At 43.1% G+C, this 18,779-nt stretch carries 18 protein-coding genes; 8 read left to right on the top strand and 10 right to left on the bottom strand.

Annotated elements, in window-relative coordinates; all coding sequences use genetic code 11:
• Window positions 1–25 precede the first annotated feature (25 nt).
• On the bottom strand, window positions 26–250 hold the full coding sequence (locus tag Q8P13_04250; protein MDP2671637.1) for a general stress protein: 225 nt from the start codon (window positions 248–250) through the stop codon (window positions 26–28).
• Window positions 251–476: 226 nt separating this feature from the next.
• Here Q8P13_04250 and Q8P13_04245 point away from each other — a divergent pair, with 226 nt between their 5' ends.
• The 3 genes from Q8P13_04245 to Q8P13_04235 all read left to right on the top strand — a co-directional run bounded on the left by Q8P13_04245 (window position 477) and on the right by Q8P13_04235 (window position 3,209).
• Complete coding sequence (locus tag Q8P13_04245; protein MDP2671636.1) at window positions 477–797, top strand: metalloregulator ArsR/SmtB family transcription factor; 321 nt, start codon at window positions 477–479, stop codon at window positions 795–797.
• Between the two features lie 39 nt (window positions 798–836).
• Window positions 837–1,310 (top strand): hypothetical protein, encoded by a 474-nt coding sequence (locus tag Q8P13_04240; protein MDP2671635.1) that lies wholly within the window; start codon window positions 837–839, stop codon window positions 1,308–1,310.
• A 252-nt stretch (window positions 1,311–1,562) separates the two neighbouring features.
• The gene (locus Q8P13_04235; GenBank protein ID MDP2671634.1) at window positions 1,563–3,209 is read left to right on the top strand and encodes an FAD-binding oxidoreductase; all 1,647 of its coding nucleotides are present in this window, start codon (window positions 1,563–1,565) and stop codon (window positions 3,207–3,209) included.
• Window positions 3,210–3,316: 107 nt separating this feature from the next.
• Here the strand turns inward: Q8P13_04235 and Q8P13_04230 are convergent, their stop codons facing one another.
• The 8 genes from Q8P13_04230 to secA form a co-directional block, all read right to left on the bottom strand.
• Window positions 3,317–4,426: a hypothetical protein gene (locus Q8P13_04230; protein MDP2671633.1), complete on the bottom strand. Its 1,110-nt coding sequence runs from the start codon at window positions 4,424–4,426 to the stop codon at window positions 3,317–3,319.
• Window positions 4,427–4,466: 40 nt separating this feature from the next.
• Window positions 4,467–4,790 (bottom strand): hypothetical protein, encoded by a 324-nt coding sequence (locus tag Q8P13_04225; GenBank protein ID MDP2671632.1) that lies wholly within the window; start codon window positions 4,788–4,790, stop codon window positions 4,467–4,469.
• A gap of 2 nt (window positions 4,791–4,792) precedes the next feature.
• Complete coding sequence (locus Q8P13_04220; GenBank protein ID MDP2671631.1) at window positions 4,793–5,407, bottom strand: hypothetical protein; 615 nt, start codon at window positions 5,405–5,407, stop codon at window positions 4,793–4,795.
• Between the two features lie 53 nt (window positions 5,408–5,460).
• Window positions 5,461–6,075, bottom strand: coding sequence for a hypothetical protein (locus tag Q8P13_04215; protein ID MDP2671630.1), 615 nt, complete (start codon window positions 6,073–6,075; stop codon window positions 5,461–5,463).
• Between the two features lie 54 nt (window positions 6,076–6,129).
• Window positions 6,130–6,660, bottom strand: a complete 531-nt coding sequence (locus Q8P13_04210) for a hypothetical protein (GenBank protein ID MDP2671629.1) — start codon at window positions 6,658–6,660, stop codon at window positions 6,130–6,132.
• 254 nt (window positions 6,661–6,914) lie between these two features.
• Window positions 6,915–7,706 carry an RnfABCDGE type electron transport complex subunit D gene (locus tag Q8P13_04205; GenBank protein ID MDP2671628.1) on the bottom strand — a complete coding sequence of 264 codons (792 nt, stop codon included), beginning with the start codon at window positions 7,704–7,706 and terminating at the stop codon, window positions 6,915–6,917.
• A 75-nt stretch (window positions 7,707–7,781) separates the two neighbouring features.
• Window positions 7,782–8,225: a MarR family transcriptional regulator gene (locus Q8P13_04200; protein ID MDP2671627.1), complete on the bottom strand. Its 444-nt coding sequence runs from the start codon at window positions 8,223–8,225 to the stop codon at window positions 7,782–7,784.
• A gap of 206 nt (window positions 8,226–8,431) precedes the next feature.
• A complete protein-coding gene (gene secA, locus Q8P13_04195) occupies window positions 8,432–11,164 on the bottom strand; it encodes a preprotein translocase subunit SecA (GenBank protein MDP2671626.1) in 2,733 nt (910 codons plus the stop codon).
• A gap of 196 nt (window positions 11,165–11,360) precedes the next feature.
• Here secA and Q8P13_04190 point away from each other — a divergent pair, with 196 nt between their 5' ends.
• From Q8P13_04190 to glmS, 5 genes are all read left to right on the top strand, one after another.
• Window positions 11,361–12,572 carry a DPP IV N-terminal domain-containing protein gene (locus Q8P13_04190; GenBank protein MDP2671625.1) on the top strand — a complete coding sequence of 404 codons (1,212 nt, stop codon included), beginning with the start codon at window positions 11,361–11,363 and terminating at the stop codon, window positions 12,570–12,572.
• 31 nt (window positions 12,573–12,603) lie between these two features.
• Window positions 12,604–13,353, top strand: coding sequence for a polyprenol monophosphomannose synthase (locus Q8P13_04185; protein MDP2671624.1), 750 nt, complete (start codon window positions 12,604–12,606; stop codon window positions 13,351–13,353).
• A gap of 166 nt (window positions 13,354–13,519) precedes the next feature.
• On the top strand, window positions 13,520–14,455 hold the full coding sequence (locus Q8P13_04180; protein MDP2671623.1) for an SDR family NAD(P)-dependent oxidoreductase: 936 nt from the start codon (window positions 13,520–13,522) through the stop codon (window positions 14,453–14,455).
• A gap of 36 nt (window positions 14,456–14,491) precedes the next feature.
• The gene (locus Q8P13_04175; GenBank protein MDP2671622.1) at window positions 14,492–15,466 is read left to right on the top strand and encodes a YvcK family protein; all 975 of its coding nucleotides are present in this window, start codon (window positions 14,492–14,494) and stop codon (window positions 15,464–15,466) included.
• 2 nt (window positions 15,467–15,468) lie between these two features.
• Window positions 15,469–17,235, top strand: a complete 1,767-nt coding sequence (gene glmS / locus Q8P13_04170; protein MDP2671621.1) for a glutamine--fructose-6-phosphate transaminase (isomerizing) — start codon at window positions 15,469–15,471, stop codon at window positions 17,233–17,235.
• A 2-nt stretch (window positions 17,236–17,237) separates the two neighbouring features.
• Here the strand turns inward: glmS and Q8P13_04165 are convergent, their stop codons facing one another.
• Window positions 17,238–18,776 carry a hypothetical protein gene (locus Q8P13_04165; GenBank protein MDP2671620.1) on the bottom strand — a complete coding sequence of 513 codons (1,539 nt, stop codon included), beginning with the start codon at window positions 18,774–18,776 and terminating at the stop codon, window positions 17,238–17,240.
• Window positions 18,777–18,779: the final 3 nt, after the last annotated feature.

Here is an 18,779-nt window from a genome sequence, read left to right as displayed (position 1 = left end):
TGTTTGCTACTATTTTAGTTACTTTTTAATTTTGTCCGCCTTTGCGACCAGCTTGCCGGGCTCGCTCCGAGCCTTTTTCGAATTTGGTAGGGGAAGCTTCCCCTCCTTTGCGGCCAATTTCACTGTAGAACTCAGGGCCTCTTTCGGAGGCGGTTTTCTCCCCACCCTTGCGACCGGCTTCGGCGTGCCCCTCAGGGTCACCGTGCCAACCACTACCTTCTCTTTTTGTTTCTTCCATCTCTGCAACCATGCTCACTACACCTCCTTTCTGGGGGTATTGTTAACAAAAATCATTATAGCAATGCTGACACCTTATGCAAGAAACAGGCAAAGGGACGCTATTTGTCGAATAGACTTGGGAAGGGGTTGAAGAATGAATTCTTCTCAGTCCGTCCGAACGAGATTGGTTTTAAGCTACCAGCGATTGACAAAAGGAAAGATAAGTACTTAATATATCAATAGTAGTTGATATATTTATGCCTGCCCAAAGCAGTTTTGACAAAGAGATGGAAAAAGGCTCCCATCTTCTCAAATGCCTTGCTGACAAAAACCGCCTTTCTGTTTTTGCAATTCTCACCCACGGAAGCTACACGGTCTCGGATATTTACCGCTGTCTTCGACTGAAACAGAATTTAATCTCACACCATTTAAAAATCTTAAAAGCAGAGAAATTGGCAACCAGTGAAAAACTGGGTAGAGAAATTTATTATTCCTTGAACAAGGAGAAACTAAAGGAGCTAGATAAAATCCTGGGGAGAATTTTGCAAGCAAGCAGGGGAAGTGCTAAATTTAATTAGAAAGAGGCAGTTTATCAGGTAAGGAGGTGAAATGTTGTTATGAATAGATTACTAAAGGTCTCATCTGTTTTAGCTGTTCTTGTGGGAATCATTGTTGTCCTAGCCGGTTCTTGGGGAGTCGTGTTTACATATCAGACTGTAGCTCGAGAGAAAATAGTTACTCCGGAAGATGCTTCGATACCCAACGCTGCTGTTCGGGATCCCATGACGCTAAAGGCTCAAGCTGATGTGATTCGAAAGCATACCTTGAAATCAACTGAGGGCAAGACTTATGCCGAGATGCCCCAGCAAGTAGCCAAAGTCGATGCAACAGGGAGTGCAGTACTAGATAAAGATGGTAAACCAGTGATGGTTCCGAATGCAGCGCGTAATATTTGGGTAACTGCTACTACTCTTACAACTTCACTAAACCTCGGTATAATGGCGTATATGTTGTCAGGCTTTGCTATCCTCTTTGGGTTAGTATTAATCTGGTCTGGGTTTGTAGTAAATGCTCTGAGTAAGAAAGAGTAAGATACTTTCTCGTTGCTGATTCTAAAAAAGCAAACGCAAGCTTAGGTTAAATAGCAATAAAATTATCTATAGTTATTTCCGCTGAATTAGTCTTTCTCGAGAATAAAGCAACAATAGAGAAAGAAAAAGCGGAAATAACTTTATGTGTATACCTTGTTTGCACTAAGTAAAAACCATTAAAATAGATAAAGTAGCAGTTTTATCAAGTAAACCTGTTCTAAATGAATACTTTTCCAAAATTAGGGGGTAGTAATGAGCTTATTTGAAGACCTTAAAGAAGTTATTAAAGGTGAGGTTTTAAGTGACCCGCAAACCCTCAGTTTTTACAGCCATGACACCAGCCTTTTTGAAATAAAACCCAAAGTAGTTGTTTATCCCAAAGATAGCGAAGACGTTGAAAGGTTAGTTCAGTATATTGTCAAGAAAAAGCAGGAGGATCCAACCATTTCCTTGACCGCCCGTTCTGGTGGAACTGATATGGGTGGTGGGGCAATCAACGATTCAATCATTGTTGATTTTACAAAACATTTCAACCAGATCAAGAATTTTGAAGAGGAAACAATAACAGCCCAACCAGGGGTCTTTTACCGTGATTTTGAAAAAGAGACACTAAAGCGAGGGCTTTATCTGCCTAGCTATCCAGCCTCAAAGAACATTTGCGCTTTGGGTGGGATGATCAACAACAATTCAGGCGGAGAAAAAACCCTGATTCATGGAAAAACGATTGACTATGTGGAAGGGTTAAAAGTGATTCTCCGTGACGGCAATGAGTACAGCCTGGAAGCGCTCAACAGACAACAATTGGACGAAAAACTCAAAGCGGAGAATTTTGAAGGGGAATTCTACCGCCAGATCTACCGGATTGTCGAGGAAAATTACGAGACGATCAAAGCTGCTAAACCCAAGGTCAGCAAAAACTCTACTGCCTACAATCTTTGGGATGTTTGGGATCGGGAGAAAGGTGTTTTTGATCTCAGCAAACTTTTCGTCGGCTCACAGGGTACTCTGGGCTTGGTAACCGAAGCGAAGTTAAAACTGATCCCAATCAGAAAATATTCCGGGCTTTTGGTCATCTATGTTGAAGATTTACACAAACTTCCAGAGCTGGTCCATGCGGTTGTTCCGACAAAACCAGAAAGTTTTGAAGCTTTTGATGACCATACAATGAAACTAGCATTGAAATTTATTCCCAAATTCGTCCAAATTCTGGGGCTAAAAGGAACCATAGAAATGGGCCTGAATTTTCTGCCCCAGCTTTTGATGTTTGCAACTGAGGGAATCCCCAAATTTACTCTTTTAGTTGAGTACGGTGGTGAAACTCAAGATGAAGTCGACCAAAAGCTTGAGGAACTCCACCAACAGATCAAACATTTCAATATCAAAACAAGTAAAGCAAATACAAAAAGCAAAGCCGAAAAATATTGGGTGATACGGCGGGAAAGCTTCAACCTTTTGAGAAAAAATATTAAAGACAAACACACCGCTCCTTTTATTGATGATTTCATTGTTTCTCCGGAGCATTTGCTGGAATTCTTTCCACGCCTGACGGCGATTTTGGATAAATACCAGCTCCTCTATACTATTGCCGGACACATGGGAGATGGAAATTTTCACGTTATCCCCCTGATGAACCTAGCTCTAGCTGGCGAAAAAGAAAAAATTCCCATTGTCGCAAATGAAGTTTACGATCTTGTTCTTGAATACAAAGGCTCTATTTCGGCCGAACACAACGATGGTTTGATAAGAGGACCATATTTGCAAAAAATGTATGGAGAGAAAATGTTCAACTTTTTCAAAGAGGTGAAAAATATTTTTGATCCCGAGAACATTTTCAACCCGCACAAAAAAACTGATGCCTCAATGGAATACTCACTCCAGCACGTCAGAGACCATTTTTAGATTGTTTTTGTGGAAAAGCAGTTATGTTTGGGCTTTAACCAGGTTTTCCTGGTGTTGGGGTGAGTCGGTAAGACCACACTTCTTGAAGTGCTCGTGATATAGCTGAATTAGTGGAGAACTGCCTGTATTGTCACATTGACGCTTTGTTGGGTGGTGGCGGTGGTAGATGTAGGTGTCGTAATTTTCAGGTCGAAGCGTTGAGTACCGCTAGTAGCAATATTACTGGCCAAAGTTGTATAACCTGTAGTTAGGGTTGTCCAAGTCGGACTACTGTCACAGGGATCTGGACTACCAGTCCCCGAAGTACAGAAAGAATGGACATACTGTTCACTACCGGCGCTAGCACCAAGAGTCCAAGCAGCACTAGATTGTCCTTTGATATTGAAATCTTCGGCAGCGTCACCGTCGTTGGTTGCTACCTGGGTATCGTTTAAGCCCGAGGAGGTGGTATCTTCGTTGGTATTTACTGCCAAGGTTCCGTAAGCGGTAGAGCCGTCACTGATAGAAACGGAGATCACTGGAGTGGTGTAGGTGATTACCATGGAGATTTGGTCTTGTCTTATCACAGCGGCCGCACCGTTAACATTGTTGGTTTGGATACTACCGGAAAGACGCAGAATAATGCCGGTTGAACTTGCTTGGTAAGAAGCACCGATGGACTGGGCACCAGAAGCATTACGAGCCGCCCAACTAGTAGCGCCAGTGTAAGAAACTTCTGTTTCCAGAGTAGTGACTGTTGTGGTATCTCCTGAGTCGCGGATCGATAAAGTGCCGGATGTATTTCCTCCGGTAGTGTTACAATTCGTACAAGTAGCCATGGTGTGGTTGTAGGAACCATCAACGACAGTTACAACACTACCTGTCGGTACGCCAAGGCTCTCCCACGAAATTCCAGAAAGTTCCCAAGTCCAGGTTCCACTTTTGTTTTTTCTGGTTTCCGGCTCTTCCAAACTTCCATTGGCTGGGCTACCAGCACTGGATTGCCAAGCGCAAGTTGCTCCGGCAGCTCCACAGGCAGTGGCGGTCCAACTTTCGGTATCTGCATCAAAAGTAAACGTTTTGGTCAGAGTACTAGCTTGGACAAAACCAATTTTTGGTGGGAAGCTGGGATTTTGCCAAAGGGGTGGCCAACCGGACAATAACCAGAATAAAATTAAAAGAAAAACAATAAATCTTTTTAAAAACGATTTTTTTGAGTTAAGAAAAGGGTTTATCATGTTTAGTCAAATTAAGTAAAGGCTAGTATTAGACCGTATGTTAAGGGCCAGCGATGAAGTAGTTCAACAACGATTTTAGATAAATAGTTTGCTTCCTCACTTCAAGTGCCTCTGGTGATAGTTGACCGTATTGCAAGATAGAGCTTTTCCAGCCGCTTTTGTTTAATAAACCGGTTTCGTGGGAAACAAAGGTCTTCTCGTCTAATTTTGATCCAGGCAGCTCGACACTTGATTTTGCTGGAGGCCGAATTTGGACAGTAGCGGTGACTGTATTGTTGGCCAAGACCTTTTTTGGGATGAAGCTAGCGAGCAAAAAGAAGAAGCTTGTGAAAAGCAAGATTAAGTAAAAATTGTGGATCTTCATCTTTAGCTGCCTCTGCCTTTCTTTTGAATCCTGAATGAAAAGTTAAAGTATTTTCTAAAGATAGTTGTCAGGACACCAAAGACAAAAAGAGCAGTAAGAATGTAGCTGAAAGGAGCATAGTTTTGATAAAAAGAGATAATCCAGTAGAGGATGGCCATGAAGAGGTTTGCTGGTACAACAGTAAAGTAAAGTTTGGTGGCGGCAGCTACTCCCACAGAGGTGTCACCTTTCTGAACTGTCTTGTCGGGTACAGCTTCTAGATAGACAAAATAATCACCCGGGGGTGTTCTCAAAGGAAGAGAAAGTCTTGGTGTGACTCTTTGGGAGTCTTTGGTTGTAAGAGTAAAATTTTCAGGGGAAAAGGAAAACCAACTCGCATCCGGTTTTTTCTGCGGTTGAGTTTCGTTGAACGCTGGTCTGATCTTATAAGTGGCGGTCACGGTGCCGGTATTAAAGACGGTCATTGGTGGAAGAGTGTAACTAGCACCCGGCTTGAGTTTCTCAGTGACATTGATCTTTCCAGTGCCCACGCCTACGCCTACGTCAGCTACAGTAGGAAGCGCGGCTACGAATAGAAAAAAGAAAAAAATGGTAAGAATCAAACAGAAATTTCTCATAAAGTCCCTGTGGAAGGCTTTGGCATTTTTTATTAGTCGCGACTTTAATTCGGTCATATCTTTTCTAGCAGCCTTGCGATTGTGAGGAGAAGTCTTATAATGACTCTCCTCAGCACTATGATTAGCGTTATCGATACTACAAGTAGGGTTAGCAGATAGCTCCAAGGTGCAAATTGCTGATAGATTGATATTATTCGATAAAGAAGAGCCATCAGAAAGTTGGCTGGGACCACCGTGAAATAAAGTTTTGTAGCGGCAGCTACTCCCACAGAGGTAGTACCTTTTTGGACTGTTTGATCAGGAACGGCTTCTAAATAGACAAAATAATCTCCCGGTGGAGCCGATAAAGGCAGAGAAAGTCTCGCTGTTACTACTTCTGATTTTTTCGGATTAATACTAATTTTTTCTGGTGAAAATGAGAACCATGAGGCTTTTGGTTTTTTTTGAGATTGTTTTTCGTTGAACGCTGGTCTGATCTTATAAGTGGCGGTCACGGTGCCGGTATTAAAGACCGTCAACGGTGGAAGTTTGTAGGTAGCTCCGGGTTTTAGTTTTTCATTCAAAACTATTTTTCCAGTTCCAACTCCAACCCCAATATCAGAAAGAGCAGCCTTTGGAACAGCAAGAAAAAAAACAAGCAAAACGAAAAAAAAGCAGAGCTTTCCCATAAAGTGCTGCTACTATAGCAGAAGTCAAAAAGAAAATGAAAGTGGTGAGATTTCTTAGTTAGCGACTGCTTGGACAGTTACCGTGATAGATTTCTGAACATAGTCAGCAACTGAGCTTGGGGTGCTGAGTTGGAGGTCAAATCTTGTTGTACCGCTCGCAGCGACATTTGTTGAAAGAGACTGATAAGACCCGGCAGTTGTTATTGCTGTCCAGGTTGGAGTGCTGTCACATGGATCTGGACTGCCGCCACCGGCGGTACAAAAAGAATGCTTATATTGATCAGTACCGATAGTACTAGCTAGAGTCCAGGCTGTTCCCCCAGTTGCATTTGTACTTGTGATATTGAAGTCTTCAGCTACATTTCCGTTGTTGGTTGCTACCTGAGTATCATCTAAACCACCAGAAGTAGTAGCTTGGGTACTACTAAGATCAACGGTTCCATAGGCGACTGAACCATCTGTAACAGTTACAGAAATGCTTTGAGGAGTGACAGTGGCAGCAACTGTTCCGGTATCAGCTGCGTTAACAATAGTAATAGAGCCGATAAAAATAAGAAAGGAGATGAGCAGGGCAGCGATTTTCATCTATATATAGAATAATACAAAAAAATAAGCTAGTCAATCTTGTCCTAAACCCGGTCTTTTGCCTTAGCAATATTTTCTTGATGTGCCGGTATATTTACAAGACAACATTTTTTGAAGTGCTTACATAATGGCCCACCCATAGGTTCAATGGGTGAGACTGATAGCCTCAGAATGAAACCCCATAGCAGTCGCTTCACAAGAGTTTTGTTCAATCACTATGGTATTGTTGTTTAATTGTACTACCGAGGAGTTAATTATTTTTGTAAGGATTTAGTTATCTTCCTGGTGCGATAAGCCACATAAATTAAATTTCCAAGAAGCACTGCTGCAAGTGCTCCGAGGTGGGAATAGGAACCCAAAACAATTAGAGGCAAAACGGAAAAAACTGCGATTGCCAGTCCAAACAAGACCTGCTCTTTCTTAGCACTAGGCGAAGTCTTCGGTTCTGAAACAATAATGAATGCAAAATAATAGGGCAGGACTTCAAGAAATCCCATTACACCTTGAGTATTGAATGAATTGAGACTTGCGAGTCTTGTGAAGTAGAAAAGCAATGCTGTTGCAGTCAGAAATGGGATTGAAGTCCACAGTTTTCTTGCCCGCCAGTTCGCAAATATCAAAAGCGGCACGAGCCAGAGAGTTACAGTAAAACCTCCTACCCCAAAACCTTCTACTACCTGGGATGAACCATGGGTAACGGCACCGTGAGCGGCTGGGTTAAAGACTTGTGCAATAACCACGCCAAACACAGCTGGATTGAAGATGTGTAAATCGTTCCACCTAATGATGAATTTAGAACCTATCGCCAGAAATGTGGCAATAAGAACTCCAGAAACGGGTGCATTTACTGATACAGTGCCGATTATCAAGCCCGTAATGATTGCTGATAAGGGTAGAGTTGGTTTCTTTTTCAGCCAAAAGCGTTTTATAGCAACATCCAGGACGGGTGCCACAAGAACGGCCACAGCCAAATTTACAGGAAATCCACGGCCGGTATTTGCAACAAGTGCTACCACCAGTAGAACAACAATGGTGACATAATGCATAGATCTAAAATATCTCCCGATATACTGAAGAAAAGTGTTCATTTTAGTCCTAGTAATCGCATTGTTTTATTTGAGTTAAGATTTTTTGTGCAAAAATTTTGATAGAATTTTCTTCTGCAATTTCAGGTATCCCGCAAGTTCCTTATCGTTCAATGCGTCAAAAACTTGTGCCATTTCGGTTATGCGATTTTCTTTCGTAGCAGCGATATGCCTCTTGCCTTTTGGCGAAAGCTCCAACCGTACCAATCGGCGGTCATTGGGGTTTTCTTGTCTTATCACAAAACCCGCTTGCACAAGACCGTCCACAAGCTGAGTTGCAGCACTTGAAGACATCCCTAGTGTTTCCGCTATATCTTTGATACTTACGCTTTTATAGTGTTCGATAGTTTTCAAAATAAACCATTGGGAGTGGGTAATATGATTTTGATGCCCCAAATGAACAGCCTTTGCCTTAATATGATTACGAATAGCGTGGAGGCTATGCAGAATTTCTTCAATGAGTTGGTCTCTTGTCGACATACGAAGTTATGTTAGATACTTAATATATAAGTATATTAACAAACAACAATTCGCTGTCAAGTAGGCTGTTAGCTAGTTGGTATTAAGCTTTGATGGACTGGGATACTATTTGATAAACGAGTAAGAGTCTTGAGACTCCTTGTGGACGTCATAAGTTATAAACAGTCTAATTTTTAGTCCTATAATTTAGAGAAATTAATGGCGTTTTAGGCTTTAGCCATATTTTCTTGATGTGTTGGGCTATTTACAAGCCCACATTTTTTGTACTTAAGACCACTACCACAAGGACAGGGATCATTGCGGCCGATTTTATCCCCTACTAGAACCGCTTCAGCCACTGGGTGGTTGTGGCCAGCATGAGACTCTGTGGCAGCCCCGGAAGAAGTCGTCATCGTGGTTTGGACCGCTGGAGGAGTGGGTTGGGTTTGGACTTGAACTTTGAAAATACGGTGGACAGTTTCGTAGTCGATCGCGTCCATGAGATCCTCAAAAAGTTTGTAGGCTTCAGCTTTGTATTCGACAAGCGGGTCGCGCTGGGCATAACCACGCAAACCAATACCTTCACGCAAATCATCAATATCCTCCAAGTGATTGATCCAGAGAGTATCGATGACCGAGATCAAAACTAGTTTTTCGATTTGCCGCGAAACTTCTCTTCCCAAAGCAGCCTCGCGAGTTTCATAAACCTTTTTCGCCAGGCCTTTCAGATAGTCTTTTACTTCTTCAGGACTACTCTTCTTTTTCCCGACTTCTTCCAAAACTTCTTTCTGTGAAGCTTCGTCAAAAGGAAGAATCGTGAAGTATTCGGCCGTCAGATGATTAATATCCAGATCAATTTTGGTTTCGGCCAAGGAAGTGTCGACGAGAACCTCGATTTCTTCTTCAATTTTTGGAAAGACCATTTCGCGCAGCTTTTTTTCAGCCTCTTCCTTATTCTCGTTGTTCGGGTCTCCCAGTTCGAGGATTTCGCGCCGTAGCGAGTAAATGACCTCTCTTTGTTTGTTCATGACATCGTCATACTCGACGACGCGCTTACGGCTGTCAAAATTCTGGCCTTCGACGCGACTTTGAGCCGATTCAATTGACTTGGAGACAACTGGGTTTTCGATTGGGACATCATCGGGAATTTTCAGAGCGTTCATCAAACCGGCGACCGTGTCGCCACCAAAAAGCTTCATCAAATCGTCCTGCAAACTGACGTAAAATTGACTTGAACCCGGGTCCCCCTGACGACCAGACCGACCACGGAGTTGGTTGTCAATGCGCCGAGCGTCATGGCGTTCTGAGCCAATGATGTGCAGTCCACCGGCTTTATCAGCGCCTTCGCCTAGCTTAATATCGACCCCTCGACCGGCAATGTTGGTGGCGACAGTCACTGCTCCTTTTTGACCAGCAGAAGCGATGATTTTTGATTCACGATCATCTTGCTCGGCGATAGATTTTGCATTGAGAAGCTCGTGAGGGATACCTTTTCGTTTCAGCAAGTCACTTAGAAGTTGGTTCTTGTTGATATCAATGGTTGCTACCAGCACCGGTTGACCCTTTTTGTGTCGCTCTACGACGTCCTTGACGATCGCTTCGTATTTGGCAGCCGTGGTTTTGTAGACTGCATCAGGAAGGTCTTTTCTAATCATGGGTTTGTTGGTTGGGACGGTGATGACGTCCAGTGTATAAACTTTGTGAAACTCTTCCGCCGAGGTAGTGGCTGTACCGGTCATACCGGCGAGTTTTTCATAAAGACGGAAATAATTTTGGAAAGAAATTGTTGCCAAGGTGCGGCTCTCCCGCTGAATTTCGACACCTTCTTTGGCTTCAATGGCTTGGTGCAAGCCTTCACTGTAGCGCCGGCCCGGGAGCATGCGACCGGTAAATTCATCAACAATGATGACCTCGCCATCTTTGACGACATAGTCGCGGTCGCGGAAAAAGAGAGTTTTGGATTTGAGAGCCTCCTCGAGATGATGGATCGTTTCAAAATCTTTTTCATACAAATTGTCGACTCCCAGAAGCTTTTCGATTTTGGCAATCCCGATTTCAGTCAGAGAGGCAGTGCGCATTTTTTCATCAACGACAAAATCAGTTTCGATAGTGAGTTTATCGACGAGACGAGAAAATTCGTAGTATTTTTCTGTCGATTCTTCGGCTGGAGCGGAAATGATCAGAGGGGTGCGGGCCTCATCAATCAAAATTGAGTCAACTTCATCGACGATAGCGTAGTGATGCCCTCTTTGAACATAATTGTCCAAACTATCAGCCATGTTGTCCCGGAGATAATCAAAGCCATATTCATTGTTAGTTCCGTAGGTAATGTCAGCCCCATAAGCTTGGGTGCGAGTCACTTCTCGTAAAAAACGACCAATACCGATTCCTTCCAAATCTGGGGAGGCGGCTTGAGCAGCCGTCAAATGAACTTCAGCCGCATCATCTTCTTTGGTTTTCGGGTTGGGGTCATAAAGATAGGATTTTTCATGGTTGATGACGCCAACGCTTACTCCCAGCAAGTGAAAGACCGGTCCGACCCATTCAGCGTCACGACGAGCCAAATAATCGTTGACCGTGACTAGATGAGCGCCTTTACCAACCAAAGAGTTGAGATAGAGAGGTAGAGTAGCGACGAAAGTTTTTCCTTCTCCGGTGCGCATTTCGGCAATTTTGCCTTGGTGGAGGACTGTGCCACCCATGATTTGGACGTCGTAGGGCCGCACCCCAAGAGTGCGACGGAAGGCTTCTCTGACAGTAGCAAAAGCTTCTGGAAGGAGGTCATCAAGAGTCTCACCCTTTTCCAGGCGCTTTTTGAAATCCTCGGTTTGCTTCTTTAATTTTGCAGCAGAGAGTTTTTTTAGTTCTGGCTCAAAAGCAGCAGTCGCCTCAACAATAGGTTGAAGTTTTTTTATTTCCCGTTCGTTTGAATCAAGTAGTTGGCCAAAAAACTTTAGCATTTTTGTTGGGTCCTCAAAGCCCGAGCAGTATAGCATCTGTCCTCAAAAAAGACTAGTTATAATAAACTAGAGGTCGAAAGTAAAGGGTTGACAAAAAAAACACCCCTGCTAATATGTCAGCGGGTGTTACCCTAACCCCGCTGCAAGGCGGGGTCTTTTTTTGACAAGCAATTTCCGGCAACCTATAATTAGAACAATGCCCGATGAATCAAACCCAGTAGACAACCAGAAACCCGCTGAATTTCCCAAACAAGAAATAAACTTAACAAATCCAACAAAAGGCATTAACAAACTTTTTTTGGCTCTCGGGGTTTTAGTAATAGTCGCGCTTTTAGGAGCAGGCGGTTACTTAGTACTGAATAAAACCAGCAACAAAAATCCGAAGACTGATACCACCAAACAAGCTTCTTCCAGTTCAAAGCAAACTTCAAAGGACAAAGACGCTCAGAGCGAGACGATTACAAAAGTTGGTTTTGTGGACAAGAACAATATTTGGGTACTTGATGTTGTCAGTAAAAAGAAAACTCAGATAACCAAAGATGGATCAAACGACCTTCTTTATCGGAATCCTACTTTCCTTACCCAGACGACATTTGTTTTTGTTAAAGAGAAAGGCAGTGGCAGTGAGCTTTGGCAAGGGGTTTTCAAGGGAAATAAATTTTCTCTTAGCCAAGATAAAAAATTTAAAAAGCCTATTTATCTAACTGACATCACAAAAGATTATAAAAAACTACTTTTTAACTATTTTTCCGACAAAGTGACGGTACATCTTTTTGATTTAACCACCGATCAAGACAAAGTGCTTTATGAAAAGGCTTCTGTTGGTAGGGGAGCTTCACAAGACGATGCTTTTTCGGCCAAATTTTCTCCAGACACAAATAAGGTCCTTATAGTTGACACTTTCTACAGTACTGATGAAAAAATATTAGTCTTTGACACCAATGGAGCGAAGGTAGCTAGTATAAAGGGAGACGTGACTTTGCCAGTTTGGGTATCAAACACTAGCTTTGTTTACAAGGAGATTTCTGAGGGAATGCATATTTACGACCTTGCTTCAAAGACTGACGAGAAAATCAGTTCTGAAAAAGATTGGTCTAGCCCTTCGGTTTCCCCTGACGGTAAAAACCTTGCTCACAGCAAAGGTTATGCCGTTAATGAATCAGAAGCTTCCGATTCGAGTGTTGGTCTATTTAATTTGAACAGCAAGATAGACAAAAGTTTAGGGAAGCATTTAGCTACTCCCGCTTGGGTAAATGATAATATTTTGGTTACTTTAAAGTTGAGAGAATGCAATTCAGGTGAGTGTGTGACAGACGGTAGTTTTACAGGAGAAAAAACTATTGTAATTATTAACTTAAGTACCGGTCAAAAATCAGAAGTCTCGACCCTTTCTGCTCCAAGTTTTTGACAGACTTTCTTTTTAAAGATATCCTATTTTAGTGAAAATTGTTGTCATCATCCCCACTTACCGTGAGCGCGAAAACATCCAAAAACTTATTCCATTGCTCGCGGAGCAAAGAAATAGAATTAATCACGACCTGCAAATACTGGTGGTTGACGACAACTCTCCGGATGGAACAGCGCAGGCAGTCGGCGAACTAATTAAAACTCACAAAAACCTTCATTTGGTTAGCGGTGAAAAACAAGGCCTTGGAGCAGCCTATATTCGCGGAATGCGCTACGCAATGGAAAAGTTAGAGGCAGAGATCGTCGTCGAGATGGATGCCGATCTTTCCCACAAGCCAGAGGATTTACCGCGACTGATTGCTGAAATTGATTCTGGGGCTGACTTTGTCATTGGTAGTCGTTACGTCCCCGGAGGTAAGATACCAGAGGGTTGGAGTTTGTTACGAAAAGCCAACAGCCGTTGGGGCAACCGTTTTGCCCGTTATATCGCTGGCATCGATGACGTGGCGGATTGTACGGCCGGTTTCCGCGCAATCAGAGTTGAGTTGCTCAAAAAAATCGATCTCACCAAGCTTCACGTCAAAGGCTATTCTTTTCAAATGAGCTTACTTTTTGAAGCTTTTGTGGGAGGCGGAAAGATCAAAGAAGTTCCGGTGGAGTTTGTCGAAAGAAAGATAGGGCATACCAAAATTGGCCCAGGGGATATAATAGAGTTTGTTTGGACCGCCTTTAAACTGCGCGACCGAAGGTTAAAATTGAAGGGGTTAGGGGTTAGGGGTTAGGGGTTAGGGGTTAGGGGTTAGGGTTTTATTAATTAGAAAAGGAGGATTCCTCGTTGAGGTTTTTAGTAACTGTAGGAGCCGGATTTAAGATTATGCGGAGCATAAGCGCAAAGCTGGATAAAGGTTTTAAAGTTGAAGAACTCTTGAAAGGAAGTGGAGTCACTAAATGAAAGTAGTCGTGACCGGGGGCGCCGGATTTATAGGTAGACATGTTGCCGACAAGCTAATTGAAGCTGGTCACGAAGTTACAATTGTTGACAATCTTTCCCGGAGCTTTCCAGAAGGAATAAATCCAAAAGCGAAATTTGTTGAAGCTGATATTGCGGACAGCGAAAAAATGAGCGCAGTTCTTTCTGGGCAAGAAGCAGTTATTCATTTGGCGAATTACATCGTTGTTCCCGAATCAGTTGAGCGGGCGGTTGAGTATACGGAAAACAACATCGTTAAGACCGTGAAATTGCTGGAAGTGATGCGGCAAGCAAGAGTGACAAAAATAATTTTTTCTTCTTCAGCCACCGTTTACGGGGAAATCAAAAACTTACCAATCAAAGAAACCGATCCAATTGGCCTTTCGACCAATCCTTACGGCGCGACGAAGGTAGCGATGGAGCAGATGATCGCAGCCTACCACCACAATTGGGGTTTTGAGGCTACCTTGCTGCGCTATTTCAATCCTTATGGACCAGGGGAGAATCACGAGCCGGAGACACACGCCATTCCGAATTTTGTTGTTAAAACCATTAAAAATGAGCCAATTCCTTTATACTGGAAAGGAGAGCAAGTTCGGGACTTTATTTACGTCGAGGATTTGGCAGTCGCTCACGTTCGGGCTTTGGAGCTGGAAGGAATGAACACTCTCAATGTTGGTACCGGCAGTGGCGAAAAAGTGATTGACCTCGTCAAGCAAATCTTTAGTTTAGTCGGGCATTCAGTACCGATCACTGATCTTGGCCCGAGAGCAGGGGATGCTCAGGAAACTTACGCTAGTGTCGAGATGATCAAGAAAGTTCTTGGTTGGGAAGCACAAACCAGCCTAGTAGAGGGCTTGCAAAAAACTATTGATCATTTCCAAAAAAAGCTGAACGCAGAGCCGTCAAGTTGATATCAGGCAGAGCTCGTACTATACTCTTTTTCAATCATGGACAAAAAGCTTGTTGTCATTGGCGGTGGGACTGGGACATTTCCGGTTTTGACGGGGCTGAAAAAATACACCTCGGAACTGGTTGCCGTGGTGACAATGATGGATTCAGGTGGCTCCTCAGGAAGGCTGCGTGACGAGTTTGGGCAGCTTCCGGCGGGGGATCTACGCCAAGCTCTAGTTGCCCTCAGTAAAGACACCTCAGTTCTGCGAGAGCTTTTCAACTACCGCTACTCAAAGGGAGAAGGCTTGGAGGGACATTCTTTCGGCAACCTATTTTTAACGGCCTTGGCTGAAGTTAGTGGTGGGATGGATCAAGCAGTTGCTGTTGCCAGCCAAATTCTCAATGTCAAAGGAAAAGTTTTGCCCGTGACTACTGATCACGCCACTTTGGTGGCAGAATATGAAGACGGTTCTGTTGTTCGCGGAGAAGGTAAAATTGATGAGCCGGAGCACGATGGAAAAATTGCGATCAAACAACTGAGCCTTGATCCGCTGGCCAAAGTTTTTCCACCGACTGCAGAAGCAATAGAGCAAGCTGACGCGATCATTCTTGGTCCAGGAGACATTTTTACTAGTTTGATTCCCAACCTTCTAGTGGCAGGGGCAGCAGAGGCAATTTGTGGTTCTAGTGCCAAGAAAATTTTTGTGATGAACTTGATGACGAAGTATGGACAAACTTTTGGTTGGACCGCAACAAAATTTGTTGCCGAGATCGAACGCTATTTAGACAAACCTTGCCTGGATTTTGTTCTCATTAACAATCAAGAGTTGCCAGAGGAAATTTTGCAGCGTTACAAGCAGGAAGGGGACGAGCCCGTCAAAGACGATCTAGAAGATGACGGTTACAAAATAATCCGCACAGACTTGCTAGCTAGTTCTCCAGTGCAAAAAACAGCTGGGGACAGCCTAAAACGAAGTTTAATCCGTCATGATACCGAAAAAATAGCCTCAGCCATCATGGAGATAATCTAAAAATGTGCGGAATTTTTGGTTACGTCGGAAAAAGAAATGACGTAGCTCAAATTGTTCTCGAAGGGTTGAAACAACTTGAATATCGTGGTTACGACTCTTGGGGAATCGCGGTCAAGACCGGTAAGAAAATCACTTTGGAAAAGCATGTTGGCAAGATTGGTCAAGCCGAAACGATCTTGCCGGAAAGTAATTTGGGTATAGGACACACCCGCTGGGCGACTCACGGAGGAGTTACTGCTGAAAACGCCCATCCCCACTTTGACTGTAGTCGAGAGCTGGCTTTGATACACAACGGTATTATCGAAAATTTCTTGGAAATAAAAGAAGAGCTTCTGAAACAAGGACACAAGTTTATTTCGGAAACTGACACAGAAGTTGCAGTTCATTTGATTGAGGAAAATCTCAAAAAGAAAGGCTTTGCTTCGGCCGTACGTGACAGCTTCAATCGCCTTGAGGGAATGAACGCGATTGTCGTTGCCAATGCGGCCTCGAAAGAAATCATTGCTGGCAAAAATGGTTCCCCTCTGGTAGTTGGGGTTGGAGAAGATGGCTATTATCTCGCTTCCGATGCAGCAGGAATTTTGAAGCACACCAAGAAAGTCCTTTTTTTGGAGGATGGTCAGCTAGTCATTCTTGGCGAAGAATTAAAACTTCTCGAGCTACCCGAAGGTCAAGAGGTAGAGCCTGAGTTTACCACCCTGACGTGGAGATTTGAGGAAGCGGAAAAGGGAAACTATGAGCACTTCTTTATCAAAGAAATTCACGAGGAAGCGGCCGTAATTGAGCGGGTTGCCTTGAACAGTTTAGCGCAGACCAAAAAACTGGCGGAGCTGATTGAGGGGGCTTTTGGAACTTTTCTGATTGCTTGCGGATCAGCTTCTTACTCAGCCGTTGGGGCGACTTATCTTTTTTCCAAAATCGCCAAAAAACACGTTAATTTTTCAATTGGCTCAGAATTTAAATATCTTGAGGATTTTGTGCGCGAAAAAACTTTGGTGATTCCGATTTCCCAATCAGGAGAGTCAATCGATGTCATCGAGCCAATCACCAAGGCGAAAAAGCAAAAAGGCGCGAAAATTGCCGCGATCGTCAACGTTTTGGGTTCAACTCTTTACCGGATGGCCGATTTCAAAGTTCTGCTCGAGTCTGGTCCTGAAAAAGCAGTCGTGGCGACTAAAAGCTTCACTGCCATGATTGCGGTTTTGCTTTTGACCGCTTACAGTCTGGCAAAAAAACAAAAGCAAGGGCAGGAGCTACTCAAAAAAGCGGCCAAAAATGTCAAAGAGATTCTCGCTCCAAGTTATATTAAAAAGGTGAAGGACCTTGCAGAAACGCTCAAAAAGCAAGACCACATTTATATCATTGGAAGAGGTTTGTCTTACGCAGTTGCTCTTGAGGCGACTCTGAAGATTAAAGAAGGAAGCTACACCCACGCTGAAGCTTTCCCTGGAGGAGAGCTCAAACACGGGGTCATTGCTCTGATCGACAAAGGCACACCTTTGCTAGTCTTTGCGCCCAACGATGAAACTTACGAAGAAATAGTTTCCAATGCAGCAGAGGTCAAAGCACGTGGAGGCTTCATCGTCGGTATTGGCCCGAAAAACAACCAGGTCTTTGATATTTTCCTACCCACGGAGGATATCGGTGAAGCGACGATCCTGGCCCAGATCACTATTTCTCACCTTCTTGGGTATTATCTTGCACTCGCCAAAGGAGTCAAAGATCCCGACAAACCCCGCAACCTCGCCAAAAGTGTGACGGTCAAATAACTTCAATCAAACTTGACTGCTTCTTGAAAATCACTGTAGCCGGTAAAGTAATGTTTGTCTTCTAAAGTTTTGAAGTTGCCACCAAAATAAAAATTCAATATTTTTCGGAATGAATTGACCGGACTTATGGTTTGGGTCAGCTGCCTTTGGCCGCCGGCGGGTAAGTAATAAGCGTTCAAAATTCCAAAGCGCTCGTTTGTTTGTTCTTCAGTCAAGCTTTCTAGGGGCAGAAAAAATTGATCCATGGTTGTGGGTCCGTGATCGGACTGAATGACAATGAGTGGAGGTTGAGGGGAATTCTTCAAAATCTGCTCAACCAGGCTCAGAACTTTTTTGTTGATAAACTTTAACTGACTGATATAACTGTCCTTTTGCTTCCAAAGTTTGAAAACACCAATGTCTTTTTCTGGTTGCGCGAGGATGTTTCCTGCTTCGTCAAAAAGATAAGGTGGGTGCGGAGAAATAATATGAGCAAAAGTAAAAGTACTCTCCTTTCTTTTCGAAATCTTTTCGATTTGGTCAAAGGCATAGAGAATCGATTTGGCCGCATCGTTTTGGTAACGCTCTATCAAAGTAAGAGCACTGGTACTGAAAAGAAGCTTGATAAACTCAGTTCTTTGCGGATATTTGATAACTTCGTGGGCATACTGGTTGTGGTCGGTACCGACCCAGCCAGTACCGATGTCTAGAAAAGTGTAGCCCATTGCTTTCAAGAATTTTGGCAGTTCTCCGTTTCTTATTCCCAAGTAAGCTTTACGCCTTTTTTCCTGATCAGTGAGATTTTTATCATCAATAAAGTCCAGATAATTCATATTCATCGAGCTTGACAGCGACAGCAAAGTGAGTGGGTAATTGCTTCGGCTATCATGAGCAATATAAAAACCTCTATTGCTCAAAGAATCCAAAAAACTCGCGTTATCGAATTTATAACCACTTTTTAGGATTTTTTCATTGGCATAACCATCAAGAATTAGGTAATAAATATCCGGTTGGTTTGAAACTCTTGTTTTTAGTTCTGAGGCACTGGTTGGTTCTTTCTCCTCCCACTTTGGAAAACCGTTTTTTAGAGAGGTAGAAAAGGTATTGAAAAGTGCAAAGATGATAAGAAGTAAACCGAGATTGCTGATCAGCTTTGCCAAAGGGGCGAGCGCTTTTTTACTTTTCCAGAGAAAAAAGAAAGCAGAGAGCAAAGTGAGGACAAAAATAGGTAAAAGTATTTCATCTTTCGAAAAATTTAGGGTTAGTCTTATCTCACCAAGCGAGGTTTTTAGGTGCCCATAGGAAAAAAAGAGAATGTTGAAGAGGCTAACAAAAAGAGCGGCTTTGATTTTCCCCAAAGTGTAAAGAGCGGCTCTAAAAAGAAGAAGCGAAAAAGAAAGGGACAAAATGATTGGGAAAACAAGTTCTTTTACAGTTGCCTGATCAGTGTTGTTTGAAAACAAATAAAGTATTGGGGAAATAGAAAAGAAAAAAAGCTGCGCAATCGGATAAGAGTTTTTTACCCATAAAGGAAGTTTTTTTGAGTTTGTAAATTTAAACATGGA

It is taken from the genome of bacterium (genome assembly GCA_030704665.1).
GTDB lineage: Bacteria > Patescibacteriota > Microgenomatia > Woykebacterales > RBG-16-39-9b > JAUYID01.
This window is presented reverse-complemented; position numbering and strand designations above follow the sequence as displayed.